Below are 21,106 nucleotides of genomic sequence, written 5' to 3' on the forward strand. Positions count from 1 at the left end.
CGCAGCGAGTTCTGCGAGACCCCGCGAAACGCGAGCACCGCAGGGGAGCCGCGAAGCGGCCGGCATAGTGGGGCCGACCGCGCCGTGCCGCCTGTCGGGCGCTCCCCAACAAGCGCGTGCCCGATCAGCCCTTGTTCGGATTCAGCAGGAATTTCTCCCCGGTCGCCTGCTTCCCATACACCCCGATCGCATCCAGCTGCAGCGCTTCGACCAGCGACACCTCCCGCGTGTAGTGACTCGCAAACGTCGTCTTCAGCTCCGCGATCACACGCGCCCGCAGCCGCTGCGTGCCCTCGTCGCCGAGCTTCTGCAGGAACGGGAACAGCAGCCATCCGCCCATGCCCCAGGCCATGCCGAAGTTGCGCACGAACTCGGTCGGGCTGCGGTCGAGGCCGCCGTAGATGTAGACCTGCTTGTGCGTGGTCGAGCCGTAGCGGCTGTATTCCTTGGCGGTGCGGTTCAGCGCCGCTTCCATGCAGCCGAGGATCTGGCCGGCGAGCTTGCCGCCGCCCGTGGCGTCGAAGGCCAGCGTGGCGCCGGTGGCGACCAGCGCATCGGTCAGCTGTTCGAGGAAGTCCGGCGAACTCGCGTTGCACACGTACTTCGCGCCGATGCCGCGCAGCAGCGCTTCCTGCTCGGGCTTGCGCACGATGTTGACGAGGTCGATGCCGTCCTTCTGGCAGATCTTGTTGAGCATCTGGCCGAGGTTGGATGCGGCTGCGGTGTGCACCAGCGCCTTGTGGCCTTCGCGCTTCATGGTCTCGACCATGCCCAGCGAGGTCAGCGGGTTCACGAAGCACGATGCGCCTTCGGCCGGCGTGGTGCCTGCCGGCAGTTCGAGGCACATCGGCACGGCCACCGCGCGGTACTGCGAATACATCGCGCCGCCGATGGCCGCCACGGTCTTGCCCAGCAGTGCCTGTGCGGCCGGCGACGAGCCGGCCTTCACCACCACGCCCGCACCTTCGTTGCCCACGGGCATCGACTGGTCGAGCCGTGCAGCCATCGAGGCGCGTGCGCGTTCGGGTACCGTGGCCGTGACGACCGGGCGATCGGCAGTGCCCGAGGCCACGGCCGTGCTCATGTCGGCGGCGCCGAACAAGAGGCCCAGGTCCGACGGATTCATCGGCGACGCCTCGACGCGGATCACCACCTCGTGGGCCTGCGGTTCGGGGATCGGATCGTCGTGCAGCGAGAGTTCGAGTTCGCCGTTGGAGCGAACGAGGGAGCGCAGTTGGAGTGCCATGGAGAGCTCCTGTGAAAGGTCGTTCGGAGATGGCCATCGGCCACGGGGCGGCCAGTATAGGAGCGGGTGTCGCAGGCTGCTGGCGCCTTGCGGACACCCCTTCGCGCTATCGGCGCGGCCAGTGCCGGCGCACCAGAATGAGCAACGCCACCGCGAGCCCGCCCCAGTAGTCCACCGGCGCGCCCCACAGCCAGTGCTTGTGCCAGAAGGCCTTGGTGGGATTGAAGTTTTCGAACCCGAACGCCGGGTTGATGAGGAACCACAGGAAGTCTTCGCAGACCCAGAACACGATCAGCCCCGCGAGCGCCAGCCCCCAGTCGCGCAGCGTCCAGCGCCCCTGGAAGGCCAGCGGCGAGAAGAACACCAGCATCATGAAGGTGAACACCCAGGCGTGGTACCCCGTCATCGCGCGGCCGCCCCAGAAGAGGTCGAGCCAGATGTTGTTCTCGATGCGCCACGTGGGCAGCGAGGTGGCCCAGCCGGCGCCGCCCTCGATCTGGATCTCGGCGTTGGCGAAGAAGAACGCCATCGTCACCACCCACGCGAGGTAGATCAGCGTGCGGCCGATGCCGGGTTGGGGCTCTGCGACGCCGCGGCTCATTCTTTCGCGCCCAGCACGCGCTGCAGCACCGCGCGCGCGGCCTGCGGCTTGCCCAGTGCGCGGCTGCGCGCGGCCATGGCCGCGAGCTTGGCGGGGTCGGCCATGAGGCGCGCGACCTTGTAGTCCAGGCCGATGGCATCGTAGGCCAGCCAGGCGGCGCTTTCTTCCATGAGGAAACCGGCGTTGTGCTCTTCCTGTCCCGGAATCGGCGAGATCAGCAGCATCGGCTTGCCCAGCGCCAGGCACTCCGACACCGTGAGGCCGCCGGGCTTGGTCACCACGAGGTCGGCGGCGGCCATCATCTTGTGCATCTCGTTCGTGAAGCCCACGGCCACCACGCGGCCCGGATGCCGCTGCGACAGCGCCTCGAGCCGTGCGTGGGCCTCCGCATTGCGGCCGGCCACGGCGATCACCTGGAAGGGCGTGTCGCCGCCGAGCGCCAGCACGCGCTCCACCATGCTCGGCAGATCGCCCACGCCGGCACCGCCGGAGGCCATCAGCAGCACGGGTCGTGCGGGGTCCAGCCCCAGCGCGCTCGCGCAGGCGGCGTGTGCGACTTCCGGCGCGTCGGGTTCGGAGAACGCGGGCATCACCGGAATGCCGGTGACATGGATGCGCTCCGGCGGAATGCCGCGCGCGCGCAGCCGGAAGGCGACCTCTTCCGTGGCTGCGAGGTAGCCCGTCATGCCCGGCACCAGCCACATGTTGTGCAGGTCGTAGTCGGTGATCTGCAGCCACACGGGGCACTCGAGGCGGCCCCGGTTGCGCTCGCGCATCAGCAGCTCGGCCGGCAGGAAGTGGGTGCAGATCACGGCGTCGGGCTTGGCGCGGCGGATCTCGCGCACCAGCGCGACGGTGCTCAGGCGCTCGATGCCGCGGCGCAGTCGCTGCGACGGCGCGTGGTGCGGCGTGACATCGGTGCGCTGGTGCAGGTACGACCACAGCTCGGGCGCGCGGTTGACCAGCTGCAGGTACCAGTCGGTGTACACCTTGCGAAAGCCCGCCGGCACATGGGCCATGGCGTCGACGTGGACCGCCGTGTGCGGCGCGAACGACTGGGCGAGGGTGGCTTCGAGTGCCTGGGCGGCGCGGACGTGGCCGTTGCCGGCGCTCACGCTGAGGATCAGGAGTTTGGTCATGGATTCGGCGGTTTGCGCGGATTATGGTCAAGCCCCGTGACAGCCGGCGCCCGCCGGCCGGGGCCGGCGTGACACATGTCTCGCTCCGGGGTCAAAGGGGCGCGCGCGAGGTGATGAGTTGCCTCGCGCCTTCGGCGGCCCGCTCGCGCACCGCCTCGAAGGTGGTGCTTTCGACGATGCGACCGTTTTCGTACACGGTGCGCAGCAGGTCGGGCTGGTCCGGTGCGCGCAGCTCCTCGCGCAGCGTCTGCACGCCGCCGTCTTCACCGCGAACCAGGGCGAGCCGGCCCTTCTTCGAGGCCTTGCCGCGGTCACCCACGGGCGACTTGTAGACGTCGCGCCATTCGCCGTTCACCTGCATGGCCGAGCACTTCATCGCCCATTGCATGGTGTCGCGGTGGACCTGCTGCAGCAGCCCGCCGCCCATGCCGAAGGAGATGTTCTCGGTCGAGAAACCGTTGTGATAGAAGTTCGACAGGCACAGCCGCAGCGAGTCGAGCGTCACGCCGTCGCCCTGGATGATGCGCACGTTGTTCAGCACGCGAAAGCCCTTGGCGTTGGTCGTGGTGCCGAAGCGATCGGCCAGGATCCGCGCCACCTGGAGCGTGGTCTCGGCGGGATCGCCCGAGTCGGGCCGCACCACCAGCGTGGCCCCCGAGGCCACCACCTTGGCCTTGAGTTCCTCGCCCCACAGGCGCGCGCAGGCGTTGAAGATGTCGTAGCTGTCGCTCACCACCGCGAAGGTCGCGCCGGGCTTGCCGAACTGGTCGACCATGTTGCCGTAGGCATCGGCCTCGTGCTCGCGGCCCCAGCCGGTGATGGTGCTGTGCTCGGCGGCGGGAATCGAGAAGCCCGCGACGTCGCAGTCGTAGTAGCGGCGCGCGGCCACCAGCGCGGCGAGCGTGTCGGTGCCCATGAAGTTCACCAGGTGCGCCAGGCCGCCCAGCGCGGCCGATTCGAGGCTCGACACGCCGCGCGCGCCGAAGTCGTGCAGCCGGAAGGCGATCTGCCCTTGCGGGTCGTCGCAGGTCGCCTCGAGGTAGCGCAGCAGCATCGTGCGCGCGGCCGCCGACAGCGTGGCCACGGTGGTGGGATACCAGATGGCGCGCAGCAGCTCGGTCTCGAGAAAGCTCGTGGCCCAGAAGAACTCGGGGTCGGTGTTCTCGATGGTGACGAGCACGTTGTGCACCGGCGTCACGCTGCCTTCGGGCACCGCGCGGATGCGCACGGGCATGAAGCCGCCGTGCTTCTCGATCAGGTGCAGCCAGCCCTCGCGGTTGAAGGGTTCGCCGTGCACCGCCATGAGGGCGGCGGCTTCCTCGACGTCGGCGTGCGTCACCGGCGTCTGCAGGTACTCGCGCAGGTAGGCCTGCAGGCCGAAGAAGAGCGAGTGGGTGAAGAGCCCGCCGCGCGACTCGATGTAGCTGTAGACGGTCTGCGTGCCGGGCGGATATTGCATCCAGTGCGACACCTTGTAGGAGTCGGTGCGCAGCAGCAGGTTGTTGCCCAGGGGCGTGGAGGTGAGATGGCGGTTCATGTGAAAGCTCCTTTCACTGTGGCACCCGTCAACCGGGGCCGTTCTTGCTGACATGGCCTGGTGGTTCAGTTCTTTCCCAGGCCTCCCAAAAAATGATTCGCGATGAAGTAGTGGTCTTCGTAGACGTGCTCCTGCATGCCCAGGAATTCGGCGATCGGCACCCAGCGGACCTCGGCTGCATCGTCGTCGGCGCGCACGTCCGACAGGCCGGTCCACTGGTTGTGCGCCAGCTCGAAGAAGAAGCCGTGCGTGATCGTGCGGCCGCGCTGCGAGCGGTCAGGGGCATCGAACACGTGGCTGGCCTTCATGCTGCCGTGGAGCACGGGCACGGGCACCTTCAGGCGGGTTTCTTCCCGCAGCTCGCGCACGGCCGCGTCCTGCAGCCGCTCGTGCTGGCCGACGAAGCCGCCGGGCAGCGCCCACGTGCCCTTGCCGGGATGGAACTTGCGCTGCACGAGCAGGATGTGGCCGGCCTCGACCACCACGGCATCGACCGTGGTGTAGATCGGCGGGAACTCGCTGCCCGCATAGCGGTACTTGTCGCGGTAGTCGACCAGGAACGCGCGTTCCTCGCACAGCGCGGCGTAGTCGGCGGTGTGGGTGAACTGCTCGAGGAAGGCGGCCGTGCCGTCGGGCAGGTCGGCGCGCGCGAGCTGCCCGCGGTGCTCGGGGTCGAAATAGAGGCTGCGCACGTCGGTGGCGTTGAGGCTCTCGACGTTGTGGTGGCCCACGAACTCCCAGTGCGGGAACAGCTTCAGGTAATAGCTCGAGGCGTCCTTCAGGTGCCCGACCAGCGCGACGCGGGCCTTGCCCGGCGCATGGCCGTCCTGCTGGATCAGGCGGTCGACGGCCGACTGGATCGACGCGATCCAGAGCTGGTCGTTGTAGGGGGAATCGCTCACGCCGACCACGCTCACGCGCATCTGCTCGGTGCCGCGCAGGCAGGCGCGCACCATGCGTTCGCGTTCGTCGAAGGTGAACGGGTCCTTGACGCTGCGGGGCTTGCGGTCGGAGCCGACCACCACGATGACCCGTTCGGCGGCGCGAAGGCCTTCTTCGATGAGTCGTTGGTGACCGAAATGGACGGGCTGAAAACGCCCGATGACGATGGCGTACGGGTACTTGCGTGTGCTCACTTGGGAATCCCCCAAAAATGACGCGATCAACTCGCGTCTGCGTTCAGGATAGCATCGCTCCCGCACATCGAGCAAGCAGCAATGACCGAGCCTTCTTCATCCCCCACCGGCGCCGTGCGCCTGAACAAACGCATGGCCGAACTCGGCCTGTGCTCGCGCCGCGAGGCCGACGACTGGATCGCGCAGGGCTGGGTGCGCGTCAACGGCAAGCCCGCCGAGATGGGCGTGAAGGTCACGCCCAACGACCGCATCGAGGTCGACAAGGCCGCCAAGGGCCAGCAGGCGAACCAGGTCACCATCCTCATCAACAAGCCCATCGGCTACGTGAGCGGGCAGGCCGAGGACGGGCACGACCCGGCGGTCATGCTGTTCACCCCGCAGAACCGCTGGGCGGAAGACAACGCGCGCTTCTTCTTCAGCCCGCAGCAGCTGCGCGGCCTGGCGCCGTGCGGGCGGCTGGACATCGACTCCACCGGCCTGCTCGTGATGACGCAGGACGGCCGCATCGCGCGCCAGCTCATCGGTGAAGACTCGGTGATGGACAAGGAATACCTCGTGCGCGTGGCTTATCACGGCCTGGGCGAGCCCGCGCCCACCGGCCAGCTGGTGCGTTTGGACGACGACGATCCGGTCACCACCAACGTGCAGGCGGTGTTTCCGCCCGCCATGCTCGCCCGGCTGCGGCACGGCCTGAGCCTGGACGGCCAGGCGCTCAAGCCGGCGCGTGTCGAGTGGCAGAACCCCGAGCAGCTGCGCTTCGTGCTCACCGAGGGCAAGAAGCGCCAGATCCGCCGCATGTGCGAGCTGGTCGGCCTCAAGGTGGTGGGCCTGAAGCGCGTGCGCATCGGCCGCGTGATGCTCGGCAACCTGCCGGTGGGGCAGTGGCGCTACCTGGCGCCGCACGAGAAGTTCTAAAGATCAACCCATGGCCGCGGTGCTGAGCCGTCGCGCGCTGAACCGGGCCACGCTGGCCCGGCAGATGCTGCTGGCGCGGCACAAGGCGACCGTCACGCAGGCCATCGGGAAGCTGGCCGGACTGCAGGCGCAGGCACCCAACCCGCCCTACATCGGCCTGTGGAGCCGGCTCGAAGGCTTTCGCCGCGAGCAGCTGACCGACGCGCTGAAGCAGCGCCGTATCGTGCGCATGTCGACACTGCGCGCGACCCTGCACCTGATGACCGCGGCGGATGCGTGGGCCTGGCGGCCGCTGCTCGAACCGGTGCACCAGCGCGGCCTGTCGGGCCTGCATGCGCGCGCCCTCGAAGGCATCGACCGCGCGGCCGTGGTGAAGGCGGGCCGTGCATTGCTGGGCGACGGGCCGCTCACCGGGACGGCCCTCGGTCAGGCGCTGGCCGAGCGCTGGAAAGACCGCGCACCGGCCTCGCTCGCCGCGCTCATCCGCAACAACGTGCCGCTGGTCCACCTGCCGCCCGCGGGCAGCTGGAACTCGCACCAGAACGCGCTGCTGCAGCCGCTCGGCGAGTGGCTCGGTGAATCCGTCGCAGGCATTGCTGCTGCCACGCAAGACGACCTGCTGTTGCGCTACCTCGCCGCCTTCGGCCCGGCAACGCTCGCCGATGCCGGCGCCTGGTCGGGCCTGACGGGCTGGAAGGCCGTGGCCGAACGGCTGAGGCCGCAGCTGCGCGTGTTCACCGGCGAGCAGGGCGAGGAACTGTTCGATCTGCCGCGCGCGCCGCGCCCCGACCCCGACACGCCCGCGCCGCCACGCCTGGTCGCCGAATGGGACAACCTGCTGCTGTCGCACGTCGACCGCAGCCGCGTGCTGGACGAGGCGCACCGCGCCCGCGTGTTCACCATCAACGGCATCGTGCGCGGCACGGTGTTGCTCGACGGCTTCGTGGCGGGCACCTGGAAGATCGAACGCACGAAGCACGCGGCCACCGTCGTGCTGGAACCCTTCACGCGCTGGTCCGCGGCCGACCGGCTGGGCGTGGAAGAAGAAGCCTTGCGGCTGCTGGCCTTTGCCGCGGACGGCGAGGGCGAGCGGCACACCATCCGCATCCTGCGGCCCTAAGCCCCACCTAAGACTTCGCGCCTACGCTGCGCCGCGGCGCAGGGCACTACCGGTCATCCCGATCACGTGCTACCTTGCGCGCGAAGGAGTCGCCGCGATGCGCGTGCTGCTGGTGGAAGATGACGAAATGATCGGGCGCAGCCTGAAGCAGGCGCTCGAGGGCGCGGGCTGGTCGGCCGACTGGGTGCGCGACGGCGAACTGGCCCAGAGTGCTCTCGGCGACGGCGGCTACACCTGCGTGCTGCTCGACCTGGGCCTGCCCCGGCAGGACGGCACCGAGGTGCTGCGCCGCGCCCGCGAACGCGGCGATGCCACGCCGGTGCTGGTGCTCACCGCGCGCGACGGCCTGGACGACCGCATCCACAGCCTGGACCTGGGCGCCGACGACTACCTGCTCAAGCCCTTCGAGTTTCGCGAACTGCTCGCGCGCATGCGGGCCGTGGTGCGCCGCCGCGACGGCGCGGCGCATTCGCTGATCGGCACCGCCGCGCTGCAGTTGGACCTCACGACGCGCGAGGTGGTGGTGAACGGCGTGCGCGAGGCGCTCACCGCGCGCGAGTTTTCGCTTCTGCATGCACTTCTGGAGCGGCCCGGCGCCATCCTCTCGCGCGAGCAGCTCGAGAACCGCATCTACGGCTGGGGCGACGAGGTGACCAGCAACGCCATCGATGTGCTGATTCACGGCATGCGTCGCAAGCTCGGCGCAGACGCCATCCGCAACGTGCGCGGCCTGGGCTGGCGAGTGGCTGCATGACCGGTGCCCGCCGCTGGTGGCGCCCGCGCTCGCTGCGCACCCAGCTGCTGCTGTGGCTCGTCACGCTGCACGTGGCGGCGGCGGTGCTCACGGCGTGGTTCTCGTTCCTCGCCTACGGCAACCTGGTCCACAACGCGTTGGACGACCAGATGCGGCTGGTCGCCGAGTCGTACACAGGCAACGACCCGCCCAAGACCCCGCGCCCGATGGACGGCGAGGCAGCGTTCTCGCGTGGCGCGTTCGTGGTGCAGCTCTGGAGCGCCGACGGCGCCGCCTTGCGCGCGAGTTCGTGGCCCGCGTTGTCGGTGCCGCTGCAGCCCGGCAGTGGCTTTCGCGACGTGCGCACCGACGGGCCCGCGCACACGCGCTGGCGCGTGTTCACCGCCGAGCCCGGTCCGCATGCCGATGCGCCGCGCGTGCAGGTGCTGCAGAACGAGGACTACCGCCACCGCCGCGCGCTGCGCCGTGCCTTGCTCGAAGGCCTGCCGATCGCGCTGCTGCTGCCGGTGGCGCTGTTGGTGCTGTGGCTCATCGTGTTGGCCGCCTCGCGTTCGCTGCGCGCCGTGGCACGCGACGTGGCCTCGCAGGACGAGCGCAGCCCGACCGAGTTGTCGCTGGCGCGCGTGCCCGACGAGATCACGCCGCTGGTGGGTGCCTTCAACCACCTGCTGTCGCGCGTGCGCAGCGCCTTCGCCACGCAGCGCCGCTTCGTGCAAGACGCAGCGCACGAACTGCGCACGCCGATGGCCGCCATCGGCCTGCAGATCGAGAACCTGCGTGCGCACGTGCCGGCCGGCGAAGCCACCGAGCGCTTCAACCAGCTCGAGGCGGGCGTGACGCGCGCGCAGCACCTGATCGAGCAGCTGCTGCAACTGTCGCGACAGGATGCGCCGCCGTCGGACGCGTCGGGCGAGCGCGTGGACATCGAGGTGCTGCTGCGCGACACCCTGGGCCAGCGCATGGTGCTGGCCGACGCGCGGCGCATCGACGTGGGCTTCGAAGGCCTCGCCGCCGCCGTGGTGACCGCGCCCGCGGCCGAGCTGCGCAGCGTGTTCGACAACCTGATCGACAACGCGCTGCGCTACGCGCCCGAAGGGGGCGTGGTCGATGTGCGGCTGCACCGGGTCGACGGGCAGGCGGTGGTCGACGTGCTGGACAACGGGCCGGGCATTCCGCCGGCCGCACTGGCGCGCGTGTTCGACCGCTTCTTTCGCGTGCCGGGCGCGGCGGCGGGCGGCAGCGGGCTGGGCCTGGCGATTGCGCGCACGGCGGCCGAGCGGCATGGCCTGCGCATCGAGCTGCGCAACCGCGACGACGGGCCGGGGTTGAGGGCGCGGGTGCTGCTGCCGGTGTAGACGGGGCGAAGGTGCTCACGCCCGGCTCATTCTTCGCTCACGCTGGTCTCAGTCTGGCTGCCTAGAGTGGCTGCAGGTCCTGCCGCGCGTGTCCCGCGCGACGGCACGCGACCGGAGACAACCTGCCCTCAGGAGAACACACCATGCGCACTTCGTTCCATCTTCTTGCCGTCGCTTCCTTCGCCGCGTTCGCGGCCCTGGGCACGGTCAATGCATCCGCCGAAACCACCGATGGTTCGGACTTCCATCCGCTGCAGATGAATTCGCCGGAGAACCCGGAGGTGCAGGCCGGCGCGATGGCGGCGGCACGTCCGAGCGGCACGGAGCCCATTGGGCAGTCGACCTCGGCGCCGGCGATCAGCGGGATGACCCCGGTGTCCGACATCCAGGCCGGCGCCTATGCGGCGTCGCACCCGACGGGCACCGAGCCCATCGGGCAATCGACTTCACTGCCGATGGTGAAGTCGGGCAGCGGAAGCTGAGCCAGCCTCCGCTGCGGAAAGCTCAGTCGTCGTTGCTGCTGAGCAGTGCGCGGTAGATCACCGCGCCGATGATCGCGCCCGCGATGGGCGCGACCCAGAACAGCCACAGTTCAGACACGGCGTACGACGGGCCGAACAGTGCGGGGCCGGTGCTGCGCGCCGGGTTCACCGAGGTGTTGGTCACAGGGATCGACACCAGGTGGATCAGCGTCAGGCACAGGCCGATGGCCATGCCCGCGAAGCCGGCTGCCGCGCGCTTGGCCGTGGCACCCAGGATCACGATCAGGAACACGGCGGTCATCACCACTTCGCTGATCAGTGCGGCCGTCATGCCGTACTTGCCGGGCGAGTGCTCGCCGTAGCCGTTGGTGGCGAAGCCGCCGATGTCCGCGCCCGGCTTGCCGGTGGCGATCAGGTACAGCACGCCGGCCGCCGCGATGGCGCCCAGCACCTGCGACACGATGTAGCCCGGCAGCTGCCCGGCCTTGAAGCGGCCTGCGGCTGCGAGGCCGATCGACACGGCCGGATTGAAGTGGCCGCCCGAGATCGGACCGAGCGCATAGGCGCCCGTGACGACCGTCAGGCCGAAGGCCAGCGAGACGCCGAGCAGGCCGATGCCGACGCCCGGAAAGGCTGCTGCCAGAACTGCGCTTCCGCAGCCTCCGAGCGTGAGCCAGAAAGTACCAATGAATTCTGCAGACCACTTTTTGTAGGTACTGTGTTCCATAACGCTCCATCCTGAAGTTGAGAAAGCACGCACGGCGGGAGCCGAACGCGGGCCGCATTCTAGGAACGGGAAATGGGAGCGTCGAGCAAACTGGCGCGCTTAGCGGCAACTGTTCACGATTGCTGTGAAATTGTGCAGTGCGGCATTTGCAGATGGTGCGCGGTCAGCCTTCCATCGTCACGATGACCTTGCCGAAGGCGCCACGCTCCAGGTGGTCGAGCGCGGCGGGCAATGCGTCGAAGCCGTAGCGCGCCGCGATCACCGGCTTCAGCGCATTGGCATCGACCGCGCGCACCAGCTCTTCGAGCGCGCGCCGGTGGCCCACGCCGATGCCTTGCACCGTCACGCGGCCGAGCACCATCGCGTAGAACGACGCGCTCAAGGTGTCACCGCCCAGCATTCCGATGATCGACACGCGCCCGCCCTGCTTCACGGCCTGCAGCGAGCGGTCGAGGTCGGGGCCGCTGGAGAGTTCGAGCACGTGGTCGGCACCGCGACCCTGCGTGAGCCGGCGCACCTCGGCGGGCCAGTCGCTGTCGCGCGCCAGCACGTGCGTGGCGCCGAGTGCGCGTGCGGCGGCCTGCTTGTCGGCGCTGCCCGTGACCACGATGGCCTGCGCACCGTGCAGCCGCGCCAGCTGCAGACCGAACAGCGCGACGCCGCCGGTGCCGTGGATCAGCACCGTCTCGCCCGCGCGCAGGGCGCCGGTTTCCACCAGCGCGAACCACGCCGTGAGGCCGGCGCAGGGCAGCGTGCTCGCTTCCTCGAGGCTCAGCGTGGCGGGCGCGGCCACCGCCCAGTCGGCATCGATGCACACGTGCGAGGCCAGCATGCCCGGCCCGGGACCGCCGAGCAGCGTGGTGTCGGCGTGCCAGTGGCTGTCGATCCAGCCGCCCCAGAAGGTGTTGATCACGCGGTCGCCCACGGCGAAGCGGCGCACGCCGGGGCCCACGGCCACCACGGTGCCCGCCATGTCCGAGCCGGGCGTGAAGGGCAGGTCGAGCGCCATGCCCATGCCGTCGCGCACCATCAGCAGGTCGCGGTAGTTGAGCGACACCGCCCCCACGCGCACGAGGATCTGGCCCGCGCCTAGCGAGGGCATCGGCGCTTCGGCCTGTTCGAGGTGGGCACGGCCCAGAGTCGGAAGCTGCCAGCGGCGCAGCACGTCGGGTTCTTGCATCGGAAAGGCTCCATCGGAAAAGATCGGCCTCGATGCTATTGACGATCAATGCGACGCAGTGGTGGATAATTTTCCGAAGAATGGTGCTTGAAAGTATCCAATGAGTCAGCGCCTGCAAGGCATCGAGGAATTCGTCGCGGCGGTGGAGGCGGGCAGCTTCGCGCTCGCCGCGCAGCGCCTGCACGTGACCCGTTCGGCCGTCGCCAAGAGCATCGCGCGGCTCGAGGCGCGGCTGGATACGCGCCTGTTCCTGCGCACCACGCGCAGCCAGAGCCTCACCGAGGAAGGGCACGGCTATTACGAGCGCTGCCGCCGCGCGCTGGCCGAGCTGGACGCGGCCGAGGCGCTCACCGACGCCGCGCGCCACACGGCGGCCGGCCTCGTGCGGCTGAGCATGCCGGCGATGCTGGGGCGGCTCAAGGTGGGGCCGCTGCTGCTGGCCCTGGCGCGCCAGCATCCGCAGCTGTCGCTCGAACTGGCCTTCAACGACCGGCGCGTCGACCTCGTGGAGGAGGGGCTCGACCTCGCCATCCGCAGCGGCGAGCTCGACGACAGCGCCGGCCTCGTGGCGCGGCCGGTCGGCGTGCAATGGATGCTGCTGTGCGCCGCGCCCGCGTACCTGGCCGAGCGCGGCCATCCGCGCGACGTGGGCGCGCTGGTCGCACCGCACGAGGCCGTGTACTACGCCCGCGACGGGCAGGTGTCGCCGTGGCGCTTTCACGCGGGTGGCACGACGGTGGAGGCCGCGCTGCCCTCGCGCCTGCGCTGCGACAGCGCCGAAGTGCTGCTGGAGGCCGCCATCGGCGGCATGGGCCTGGCGCGGCTGCCGGCCTGGCTGGCGGCCGACGCGCTCGCGGCCGGCACGCTGGTGCGCGTGTTCGACGAGCCGCAGCCCTTCGGCTTTCCGTTGCACGTGATCCGCACGCCGAGCCGCTACCTGCCGCTCAAGACGCGCGTGGTGATCGACTGGCTGGTCGAGCACCTCCCGCCGCTGCTGGCGACACGCTGAGCCCAGGAACCTGTGCGAGCGCTATCCTGCGCCTTCAAACCGACGTCGAACAACGAGGAGACCTGCGCATGCCTTCATTCGCCCCGCTGCACACCCTGAGTGCCCTTGCCACCGCCTGCATGGGCGCGGTGCTCCTGCTCGGGGCGCCACAGGCCGCCGCGCAGGGCACCGTCAACGCGCTGTGCAGCACCGACGCCGGCTGGTGCGAGGCGGCCGCCACGGCGTTCACGCGCGAGACCGGCATCAAGGTGCTGCAGGCCCACAAGGGCACGGGCGAGATCGGTGCGCAGCTGCGTGCGGAAGCCGCCAACCCCAAGACCGACATCTGGTGGGGCGGCACGGGCGATCCGTTCCTGCAGGCCGCCGAACAGGGCCTGCTCGAGCCGTATCGCCCGGCCTACATCAACGACCTGCACGACTGGTCGGTGCGCCAGTACGCCATGTCGCAGAACATGGTGGGCGGCTTCTACACGAGCGCGATGGGCTTCGGCTTCAACACCGACCTGCTGAAGAAAAAGAAGCTCGCCGAACCCAAGTGCTGGGCCGATCTCATCAAGCCCGAATACAAGGGCGAGATCGAGATCTCGCACCCCGCCACCAGCGGCACGGCCTACACCGTCATCGCGGGGCTGGTGCAGCAGATGGGGGAGGAGCCGGCGTTCGACTACCTGAAGAAGCTGCACAAGAACGTCACCAGCTACACCCGCAGCGGCCAGGCGCAGGCGCCCAACGTGGCCAAGGGCGAAGTGGCGATCGGCGTGAGCTTCATCTTCGGCTTCGAGCGCTGGCGGCACGACAAATTTCCGGTGAAGACCGCCGCGCCCTGCGAAGGCACGGGCTTCGAGATCGGCGGCATCGCGCTCGTGAAGGGCGCGCGCAACAAGGAGAACGCCAGGCGCTACTACGACTGGCTCATGAGCCCTGCGGGCCAGTCCATCGGCGCCAAGGCCGGCAGCCTGCAGTCTCCGGCCAACAAGACCTTCAAGCCTGACCCGCGCGTGCCTTCCATGGCCGACGTGAAGCTCATCAAGTACGACTTCGAGAAATACGGCAAGGCCGCCGAGCGCAAGCGGCTCATCGACCGCTGGACGCGTGAAGTGGAGTCCCAACCCCGCTGAACCTGCGGAAAGCGCGGCGCACAGCCGACAGCCATGTGACAAAGTTCGCGCGGCCTTGCTTCCGTTGTTTTTTGGCGCGACAACCCCAGTTCATGAAGTTGGCAAGGCCGCCGCCCGACGCGGGCGGCTCGCCTTAGAATTTTTTGGCTTCGATCTATTTCTTTCCCATGGCTGATTCTTCCAATACCAAACTCCCGTTCCAGGCTGAAGTCGCGCAACTGCTGCACCTCGTCACGCATGCGCTGTACTCCAACAAGGAAATCTTCCTGCGCGAGCTGATCTCCAACGCATCGGACGCCTGCGACAAGCTGCGCTTCGAGGCGCTGGACCACCCCGAGCTGTACGAAGACCAGCCCGAACTCGACGTGCGCCTGTCGTTCGACAAGGCCGCGCGCACCATCACCATCACCGACAAGGGCATCGGCCTGTCGCGCCAGGAAGCCATCGACAACCTCGGCACCATCGCCAAGAGTGGTACCAAAGACTTCATGAGCCGCCTCAGTGGCGACCAGAAGGCCGACGCACAGCTCATCGGCCAGTTCGGCGTGGGCTTCTACTCGGGCTTCATCGTGGCCGACAAGATCACCGTGGAATCACGCCGCGCGGGCCTGCCCGCCGACCAGGGCGTGCGCTGGGTGAGCGGCGGCGCCGGCGACTTCGAGGTGGCCGACATCACGCGCGCCGCGCGCGGCACGAGCATCACGCTGCACCTGCGCGACGATGCGGACGAATACCTCAACGCCTGGAAGCTCAAGCAGATCGTCGGCAAGTACTCCGACCACATCTCCCTGCCCATCCTGATGGAAAAGGAAGAGTGGAAGGACGGCGAGAACGACCAGCCCGGCGACATGGTGAAGACCGGCGAATGGGAAACCGTCAATAAGGCCAACGCCCTGTGGAGCCGTCCCAAGAAGGACATCACCGCCGAGCAGTACGAAGAGTTCTACAAGAGCATCAGCCACGACTTCGAGGCCCCGCTGGCCTGGAGCCACAACCGCGTCGAAGGCAGCACCGAGTACACGCAGCTGCTGTACATCCCGGCCAAGGCCCCGTTCGACCTGTGGAATCGCGACAAGAGCGCGGGCGTGAAGCTGTACGTCAAGCGCGTCTTCATCATGGACGACGCCGACGCGCTGCTGCCGAACTACCTGCGCTTCGTGAAGGGCGTGATCGACTCGGCCGACCTGCCGCTGAACGTGAGCCGCGAGCTGCTGCAGGAAAGCCGCGACGTGAAGGCCATCCGCGAAGGCAGCACCAAGCGCGTGCTGTCGATGCTCGAAGACCTGGCCAAGAAGCAGAAGACCGCGCCCGAGAGCGGCGAGGGCAAGACCGACGTGGGCTCCGGCGAATCGGTGCCGGCCCCCGAGCCGACCGAAGGCGTGACGGATGTGGTCGACAAGAACACGCCCACCGCTGCTGAAACGGCCGCCGCAGCCGCCGACGAATCGGGCAAGTACGCCAAGTTCTACGCCGAGTTCGGCGCGGTGCTGAAAGAAGGCCTGGGCGAGGACATGGGCAACCGCGACCGCATCGCCAAGCTGCTGCGCTTTGCCTCCACCACCAGCGACGTCGCGAGCGTGAGCTTTGCAGACTACAAGGCGCGCATGAAGGACGGCCAGGACGCCATCTACTACATCACCGCCGACAACCTCGCCGCCGCCAAGAACAGCCCGCAGCTCGAAGTCTTCAAGAAGAAGGGCATCGAGGTGCTGCTCATGACCGACCGCGTCGACGAGTGGGCGCTGAACTACCTCAACGAGTTCGACGGCACGCCGCTGCAGAGCGTGGCCAAGGGCGCTGTCGACCTGGGCAAGCTGCAGGACGAGGCCGAGAAGAAGGCCGCCGAGGAAGCCGCCGAATCGTTCAAGCCGCTGCTCGAAAAGCTGAAGGAAGCGCTCAAGGACAAGGCCGAAGACGTGCGCGTGACCACGCGCCTGGTCGACTCGCCCGCCTGCCTCGTGGTGGAAGACGGCGGCATGAGCACGCAGCTCGCGCGCATGCTCAAGCAGGCCGGCCAGCCCGCGCCCGACCTCAAGCCCGTGCTCGAGGTCAACGCCGAACATGCGCTGGTGAAGAAGCTCGAAGGCTCGGCGCACTTCGACGACCTCGCCCACATCCTGTTCGACCAGGCACTGCTGGCCGAAGGCGGCCTGCCGGCCGATCCGGCAGCCTACGTGAGGCGCGTCAACGCGCTGCTGGTGTGACGGCCCGGCCGCGCATCGTTCGTCGCGCAGCGGCTGCCACCTCGGCGCTGCTGTTGTTGCTTCTGGTGGGCGGCTGTTCGCACTATCACATCGGCATTCCGCTGGTGCCCGGGCTCTCGCTCGGGCTCGGTGCCACCAAGGACGGCAACTTCTCGGTCGGCCTCAACACCGGCTGGGGCCCGCTCGGCGCGGGCGTGGCGCTGCACGACAACGGCGCCGTGACCGGCTCGGCCAGCGTCGGTGTGGGCGTTGGCGTCGGACCGATCGGCACCGGCGTGGGCGTCGGCAAGAGCGTGGTGCTGCACAACCCGTACGAGACGGCACCCGCACCCGGGCAGGCGGTGCCTGTTGCGGGCGCACCTGCCGCGGTGCCGGCCACGCCCGTCACCGTCACCAAGGCCGGCGTCACGCGGCCCGCGGTGCCGTCGCCGACGGCTGCCCCCGTGCCGGCGGCACGCGTGTCCTACCGCACGCCGGCCCCGACAGCGGTCGTGGCCGGCGAAGCAGGCACGCCCGGCAACCCCATCGCGCCCTGATGGTCGCGCTCCTCCCATCCCTGACCGCGCCGCGGCCCGGCGCGAGGCTGCCCTTCCCATGAGTCTCAGTACCGAAGCCGTCCTCGCGCTCGCGCCGGACGACGCCTCCGCGAAGGCCGCCAAAGGCCTGCTCGCGCCCGCCAAGTGGCCCACGCTCGGGCATTCCGACGACGCCGTCTGGGGCGAATGCCAGGGCAGCGGCAGCAAGCCGTATCAAACGCAGGTCGACCTGTCGGGCCCGGTGTTCCGCTGCTCCTGCCCGAGCCGCAAGTTCCCCTGCAAGCACGGCCTGGCGCTGATGCTGCTGCGCGCGCAGAGCGAGGCCAGCTTCACCGCCGGCGCGCCGCCGCCGTGGGTGGCCGACTGGCTTGCCTCGCGCCGCGACAAGGCCGAGAAGAAAGAAGCCCGCGCCGCCGAACCGGCCGCCGCACCCGATCCCGCCGCGGCCGCCAAGCGCGACGCGCAGCGCTGGAAGCGCATCGAGGCCGGCGTGCAGGAACTCGCGCGCTGGCTCGACGACCAGACCCAGCGCGGCCTGGCCGCGCTCGGCAGCGAACAGACCGAAGGCTGGGCCGCCATGGCCGCGCGCATGGTCGATGCGCAGGCGCCGGGGCTCGGCCAGCGCATCATCCAGGCGGCCGAGCTGATCGGCGCCGGCGAAGGCTGGCCCGCACGGCTGCTCGACCGGCTGGGCCGGCTGCAGCTGATCGTCGACGCGGTGCCGCGCCGCGACAGCCTGTCGCCCGCCACGCGCGCCGACCTGCGCGCCGCGCTCGGCTGGCCGCAGGACCGCGAGGCGCTGCTCGCCGAGGGCGAACGCGTGAGCGACCACTGGCTCGTGCTGGGCCAGTGCCTCGACGAGCGCGACGCCAAACTGGTCGAGCGCCATGTGTGGCTGCAGGGGCGCGCAAGCGGACGCCGCGCGCTGCTGCTCGACTACTCGCACGGCGGACGCGGCTTCGAGACCGGCTGGGTCAGCGGCAGCGAACGCGCGGCCGTGCTGCGCTTCTATCCCGGTCACGCCTCGCAGCGCGCGGTGGTGGCTGAGCTTCCGGCCGAGGCTGCATCGACCGCGGCGCTTGTCGCAGTGAATGACGAGGCCGACGAATGGCAACGCATGGCGGCGCAGATCGCGGCCAACCCCTGGCAGCCGCTGCTGCCCCTGGTGTGGGCCGAGGCCGTGCCCGCGCGGCATGGTGACCAGTGGTGGCTGCGCCTGGGCGCCGCACCGCAGGCCTTGCCGATGCAACTGGCCGCGGCCGAAGCCTGGCAGCTGCTGGCGCATTCGGGCGGCGCGCCGCTGCGCGTCTTCGGCGAATGGGACGGCGAACAATTCGCGCCGCTCACGGCGTGGGCTGCCGAGGGCGCGGGCGCGCCTGTGTGGACCTTGAGCGGAGCGCGCGCATGAGCCATTGGAATACTCTGCTGCAGTCGGCCCTCGTCGGCACTGCGCGCCAACCCGTGCCCGCAGCCGACGGCATGGCCGGCGATTTCGGCGCGCTGCTTCAGGCGCTGCAACAACAACCGGCCGACGCCGCGCAGGGCCTGCTGCTGCGCGTCGCGGGCGCCGTGGCCGTGGGCCGTCGCGCGGGCTTCGTCGCGCCGGGCCTGCCTGCCGACGACGCACCGCCTGCCGCCCACGACACCAGCCCCGCGCTCGGCGACCCCGCCTTGCTCGCCGTGATCGCCGATGCGCTCGCCTCCGGACCGCAGCGCCTGCAGCACGAGGTGTTGACTGTGCTTGCCACCGCCGGCTGGCGCCTGCCGCCCAGCCTGCTGCCCGCCGCGCTCGACGCCGGTCGCCGCGACACCGCGCTGCGGTCCGCCGTCGGGGCCGCGCTCGGCGAGCGTGGGCGTTGGCTGGCCGCGCGCAACGACGACTGGCGCTACGCCGTCGGCGCCAGCGCACAGGCCGATGCGCAGACCCGCTGGGACGAAGGCAGCATCGACCAGCGCTGCGCCGTGCTCGTCGAGCAACGCCGCGACGACCCGGCTGGTGCGCGCGAACGCCTCGCCGCCGAGCTGCCGCAACTGCCCGCCAAGGAGCGCGCCGTGCTGCTTGGTGCATTGGCCGAAAACCTCGGCCCCGACGACGAAGCGCTGCTCGAAGCCCAGCTGAAAGACCGCGCGCGCGATGTGCGCCAGACCGTCGTCGAACTGTTGCAGCGCCTGCCCGCCAGCGCGCACGTGCGGCGCCTCGAGGCCTTCCTTGCGCCGCTGCTCTCGTCGCAAGGCGCGACGTGGCAACTGAACGCCCCCGAGGCCGCCGACCCGCGCTGGAAGGACGACGCCATCGACGCCGCGCGCCCCACGCACGACAGCCTCGGCGAGCGCGCGTGGTGGCTCTACCAGCTGGTGCGTCAGATGCCGCTCGCCTGGTGGACCACGCGCACCGGCATGACGCCCGCTGCGCTGCTCGACTGGGCCGCGACAGGCGACTGGCACGACGCGCTGCTGCGCGGCTGGAACGAGGCCGTGCTGGCCGCGCCCGACTTCGACTGGTGCGACGCACTGCTCGATCGCCCGCGCAACCACCGCGGCGGCGTGGGCCCGCTGCTGGCGCTGTTGCCGCGCGAACGCCGCGAGCGCCACTGGGCGACCCAGCTCGGCGATGCCGGCGAAGGCGTGCAGGACGTCGTCGCCTTCGCCGACCAGGCCTGCGCGCCCGGCGACACACCATCGGCCGCGCTGTCGCTGCGAATCGCGCAGGTGCTGCGCATGCGCGTCGAGCGCGGCGACCTCGTCAACGACTACGTGCTGCGCCAGGTGCTCGGCACCGCCGCCGCGCTGCTGCATCCCGATGCGCTGCCGCTGCTGGCCGACCTGCCGCGCGCGGCCGAGGAAAGCCCCGGCCTCGCCAACGCACTGGTCGACACCGCGCGCATCGTGCGCGCACGCCGGCTGGTCGTCACGCTTCCTTCGTCTTCTTCCTCTTCCATTTCCACTTCTTCCCAAGGCCGTCCATGAGCAATGTCCTGCGCCAGCATGCCGAACAGCAATTCGCCGAAGAACTCGATGCGCTCCAGAAGGTCGACGACCGCCAGCGCCCCGCCAACTGGAAGCTCTCGCCCTGGGCCGTGCTCACCTACCTGATGGGCGGCAAGCTGGCCAACGGCTTCGAGGTCAGCCCCAAGTACATCGGCAATTCGCGCCTGATGGAAATCGCCGTGTCCACGCTCGCCACCGACCGCGCGCTGCTGCTGTACGGCGTGCCGGGCACCGCCAAGTCGTGGGTGTCGGAGCACCTGGCCGCGGCCGTGAGCGGCGACTCGACGATGCTGATCCAGGGGACGGCCGGCACCAGCGAAGAGCAGCTGCGCTACGGCTGGAACTACGCCGAGCTGCTGGCGCACGGCCCTTCGGAAAAGGCGCTGGTGCCCAGCCCGCTGGTGCACGCCATGCGCCTGGGCAAGATCGCGCGCGTCGAAGAACTCACGCGCATCCCGGCCGATGTGCAGGACACGCTGATCACCGTGCTGTCGGAAAAGACCCTGCCCGTGCCCGAGCTGGGCACCGAGGTGCAGGCCACGCGTGGCTTCTCGGTGATCGCCACCGCAAACAACCGCGACAAGGGCGTGAATGAGCTGTCGAGCGCGCTCAAGCGCCGCTTCAACACCGTGGTGCTGCCGGTGCCGGCCAGCGAGGCCGAGGAAGTGCAGATCGTGGTCAAGCGCGTCGGCGAACTGGGCCGCGCGCTTGCGCTGCCGGCCGAGCCGCCCGCGCTGCAGGAAGTGCGCCGCGTGGTGCAGATCTTCCGCGAACTGCGCAACGGCCAGACCGAGGACGGCAAGACGCGCATCAAGTCGCCCACTTCCACGCTGTCGACCGCCGAGGCCATCTCGGTCATCAACAGCGGCATGGCGCTGGCCGGTCATTTCGGCGATGGCGTGCTGCGTTCGGCCGACGTGGCCTCGGGCCTGATCGGCGCGGTCATCAAGGACCCGGTGCAGGACCAGGTCGTGTGGAAGGAATACCTGGAAACCGTCGTCAAGGAACGGGCCGACTGGAAGGACCTCTATCGCGCCTGCCGCGAACAGCTTTGACACG

The 21,106-nt window shown here is 69.7% G+C and carries 19 protein-coding genes; 12 read left to right on the forward strand and 7 right to left on the reverse strand.

Annotation, left to right across the window (positions count from 1 at the left end; genetic code table 11):
* Positions 1-124: 124 nt before the first annotated feature.
* The 5 genes from D3H34_RS11565 to D3H34_RS11585 form a co-directional block, all read right to left on the reverse strand.
* The gene (locus D3H34_RS11565; protein ID WP_119553601.1) at positions 125-1,246 is read right to left on the reverse strand and encodes a zinc-binding dehydrogenase; all 1,122 of its coding nucleotides are present in this window, start codon (positions 1,244-1,246) and stop codon (positions 125-127) included.
* Positions 1,247-1,352: 106 nt separating this feature from the next.
* Positions 1,353-1,847 (reverse strand): hypothetical protein, encoded by a 495-nt coding sequence (locus tag D3H34_RS11570; RefSeq protein WP_119553602.1) that lies wholly within the window; start codon positions 1,845-1,847, stop codon positions 1,353-1,355.
* Positions 1,844-2,986, reverse strand: coding sequence for an MGDG synthase family glycosyltransferase (locus D3H34_RS11575; protein WP_119553603.1), 1,143 nt, complete (start codon positions 2,984-2,986; stop codon positions 1,844-1,846). The genes D3H34_RS11570 and D3H34_RS11575 overlap by 4 nt, the downstream gene beginning before the upstream one ends.
* Positions 2,987-3,077: 91 nt before the next feature.
* A complete protein-coding gene (locus tag D3H34_RS11580) occupies positions 3,078-4,523 on the reverse strand; it encodes a nicotinate phosphoribosyltransferase (RefSeq protein WP_119553604.1) in 1,446 nt (481 codons plus the stop codon).
* Positions 4,524-4,588: 65 nt separating this feature from the next.
* On the reverse strand, positions 4,589-5,659 hold the full coding sequence (locus tag D3H34_RS11585) for a bifunctional nicotinamide-nucleotide adenylyltransferase/Nudix hydroxylase (RefSeq protein ID WP_119553605.1): 1,071 nt from the start codon (positions 5,657-5,659) through the stop codon (positions 4,589-4,591).
* Positions 5,660-5,740: 81 nt separating this feature from the next.
* Between D3H34_RS11585 and D3H34_RS11590 the strand changes: the two genes are divergently transcribed.
* The 5 genes from D3H34_RS11590 to D3H34_RS11610 all read left to right on the forward strand — a co-directional run bounded on the left by D3H34_RS11590 (position 5,741) and on the right by D3H34_RS11610 (position 10,285).
* The gene (locus D3H34_RS11590) at positions 5,741-6,574 is read left to right on the forward strand and encodes a pseudouridine synthase (protein WP_119553606.1); all 834 of its coding nucleotides are present in this window, start codon (positions 5,741-5,743) and stop codon (positions 6,572-6,574) included.
* 10 nt (positions 6,575-6,584) lie between these two features.
* The gene (locus D3H34_RS11595; protein ID WP_119553607.1) at positions 6,585-7,694 is read left to right on the forward strand and encodes a winged helix DNA-binding domain-containing protein; all 1,110 of its coding nucleotides are present in this window, start codon (positions 6,585-6,587) and stop codon (positions 7,692-7,694) included.
* Between the two features lie 97 nt (positions 7,695-7,791).
* Positions 7,792-8,448: a response regulator gene (locus tag D3H34_RS11600; protein ID WP_119553608.1), complete on the forward strand. Its 657-nt coding sequence runs from the start codon at positions 7,792-7,794 to the stop codon at positions 8,446-8,448.
* Positions 8,445-9,803: a sensor histidine kinase gene (locus D3H34_RS11605; RefSeq protein WP_119553609.1), complete on the forward strand. Its 1,359-nt coding sequence runs from the start codon at positions 8,445-8,447 to the stop codon at positions 9,801-9,803. The genes D3H34_RS11600 and D3H34_RS11605 overlap by 4 nt, the downstream gene beginning before the upstream one ends.
* Before the next feature lie 143 nt (positions 9,804-9,946).
* Positions 9,947-10,285 carry a hypothetical protein gene (locus tag D3H34_RS11610; protein ID WP_119553610.1) on the forward strand — a complete coding sequence of 113 codons (339 nt, stop codon included), beginning with the start codon at positions 9,947-9,949 and terminating at the stop codon, positions 10,283-10,285.
* A 22-nt stretch (positions 10,286-10,307) separates the two neighbouring features.
* Here the strand turns inward: D3H34_RS11610 and aqpZ are convergent, their stop codons facing one another.
* Together aqpZ and D3H34_RS11620 are read right to left on the reverse strand one after the other, a co-directional pair.
* Positions 10,308-11,012, reverse strand: a complete 705-nt coding sequence (gene aqpZ, locus D3H34_RS11615) for an aquaporin Z (protein ID WP_056576749.1) — start codon at positions 11,010-11,012, stop codon at positions 10,308-10,310.
* Between the two features lie 163 nt (positions 11,013-11,175).
* Positions 11,176-12,192 carry a zinc-dependent alcohol dehydrogenase family protein gene (locus tag D3H34_RS11620; protein WP_119553611.1) on the reverse strand — a complete coding sequence of 339 codons (1,017 nt, stop codon included), beginning with the start codon at positions 12,190-12,192 and terminating at the stop codon, positions 11,176-11,178.
* 100 nt (positions 12,193-12,292) lie between these two features.
* Here D3H34_RS11620 and D3H34_RS11625 point away from each other — a divergent pair, with 100 nt between their 5' ends.
* The 7 genes from D3H34_RS11625 (at position 12,293) to D3H34_RS11655 (ending at position 21,102) form a co-directional block, all read left to right on the forward strand.
* Positions 12,293-13,201 carry a LysR family transcriptional regulator gene (locus tag D3H34_RS11625; protein WP_119553612.1) on the forward strand — a complete coding sequence of 303 codons (909 nt, stop codon included), beginning with the start codon at positions 12,293-12,295 and terminating at the stop codon, positions 13,199-13,201.
* A 68-nt stretch (positions 13,202-13,269) separates the two neighbouring features.
* On the forward strand, positions 13,270-14,319 hold the full coding sequence (locus D3H34_RS11630) for an ABC transporter substrate-binding protein (protein ID WP_119553613.1): 1,050 nt from the start codon (positions 13,270-13,272) through the stop codon (positions 14,317-14,319).
* Positions 14,320-14,486: 167 nt separating this feature from the next.
* Positions 14,487-16,523, forward strand: a complete 2,037-nt coding sequence (htpG, locus tag D3H34_RS11635; RefSeq protein WP_119553690.1) for a molecular chaperone HtpG — start codon at positions 14,487-14,489, stop codon at positions 16,521-16,523.
* A complete protein-coding gene (locus D3H34_RS11640; protein WP_119553614.1) occupies positions 16,520-17,059 on the forward strand; it encodes a hypothetical protein in 540 nt (179 codons plus the stop codon). The genes htpG and D3H34_RS11640 overlap by 4 nt, the downstream gene beginning before the upstream one ends.
* Before the next feature lie 58 nt (positions 17,060-17,117).
* Positions 17,118-18,467 (forward strand): SWIM zinc finger family protein, encoded by a 1,350-nt coding sequence (locus D3H34_RS11645; RefSeq protein WP_119553615.1) that lies wholly within the window; start codon positions 17,118-17,120, stop codon positions 18,465-18,467.
* Entirely contained in the window at positions 18,464-20,026 is a 1,563-nt protein-coding gene (locus tag D3H34_RS11650) for a DUF5691 domain-containing protein (RefSeq protein WP_119553616.1), read from the forward strand. Before D3H34_RS11645 ends, D3H34_RS11650 begins: the two co-directional genes overlap by 4 nt.
* Positions 20,023-21,102: an AAA family ATPase gene (locus D3H34_RS11655; RefSeq protein WP_119553617.1), complete on the forward strand. Its 1,080-nt coding sequence runs from the start codon at positions 20,023-20,025 to the stop codon at positions 21,100-21,102. Before D3H34_RS11650 ends, D3H34_RS11655 begins: the two co-directional genes overlap by 4 nt.
* Positions 21,103-21,106 lie beyond the last annotated feature (4 nt).

Source organism: Acidovorax cavernicola (assembly GCF_003581445.1).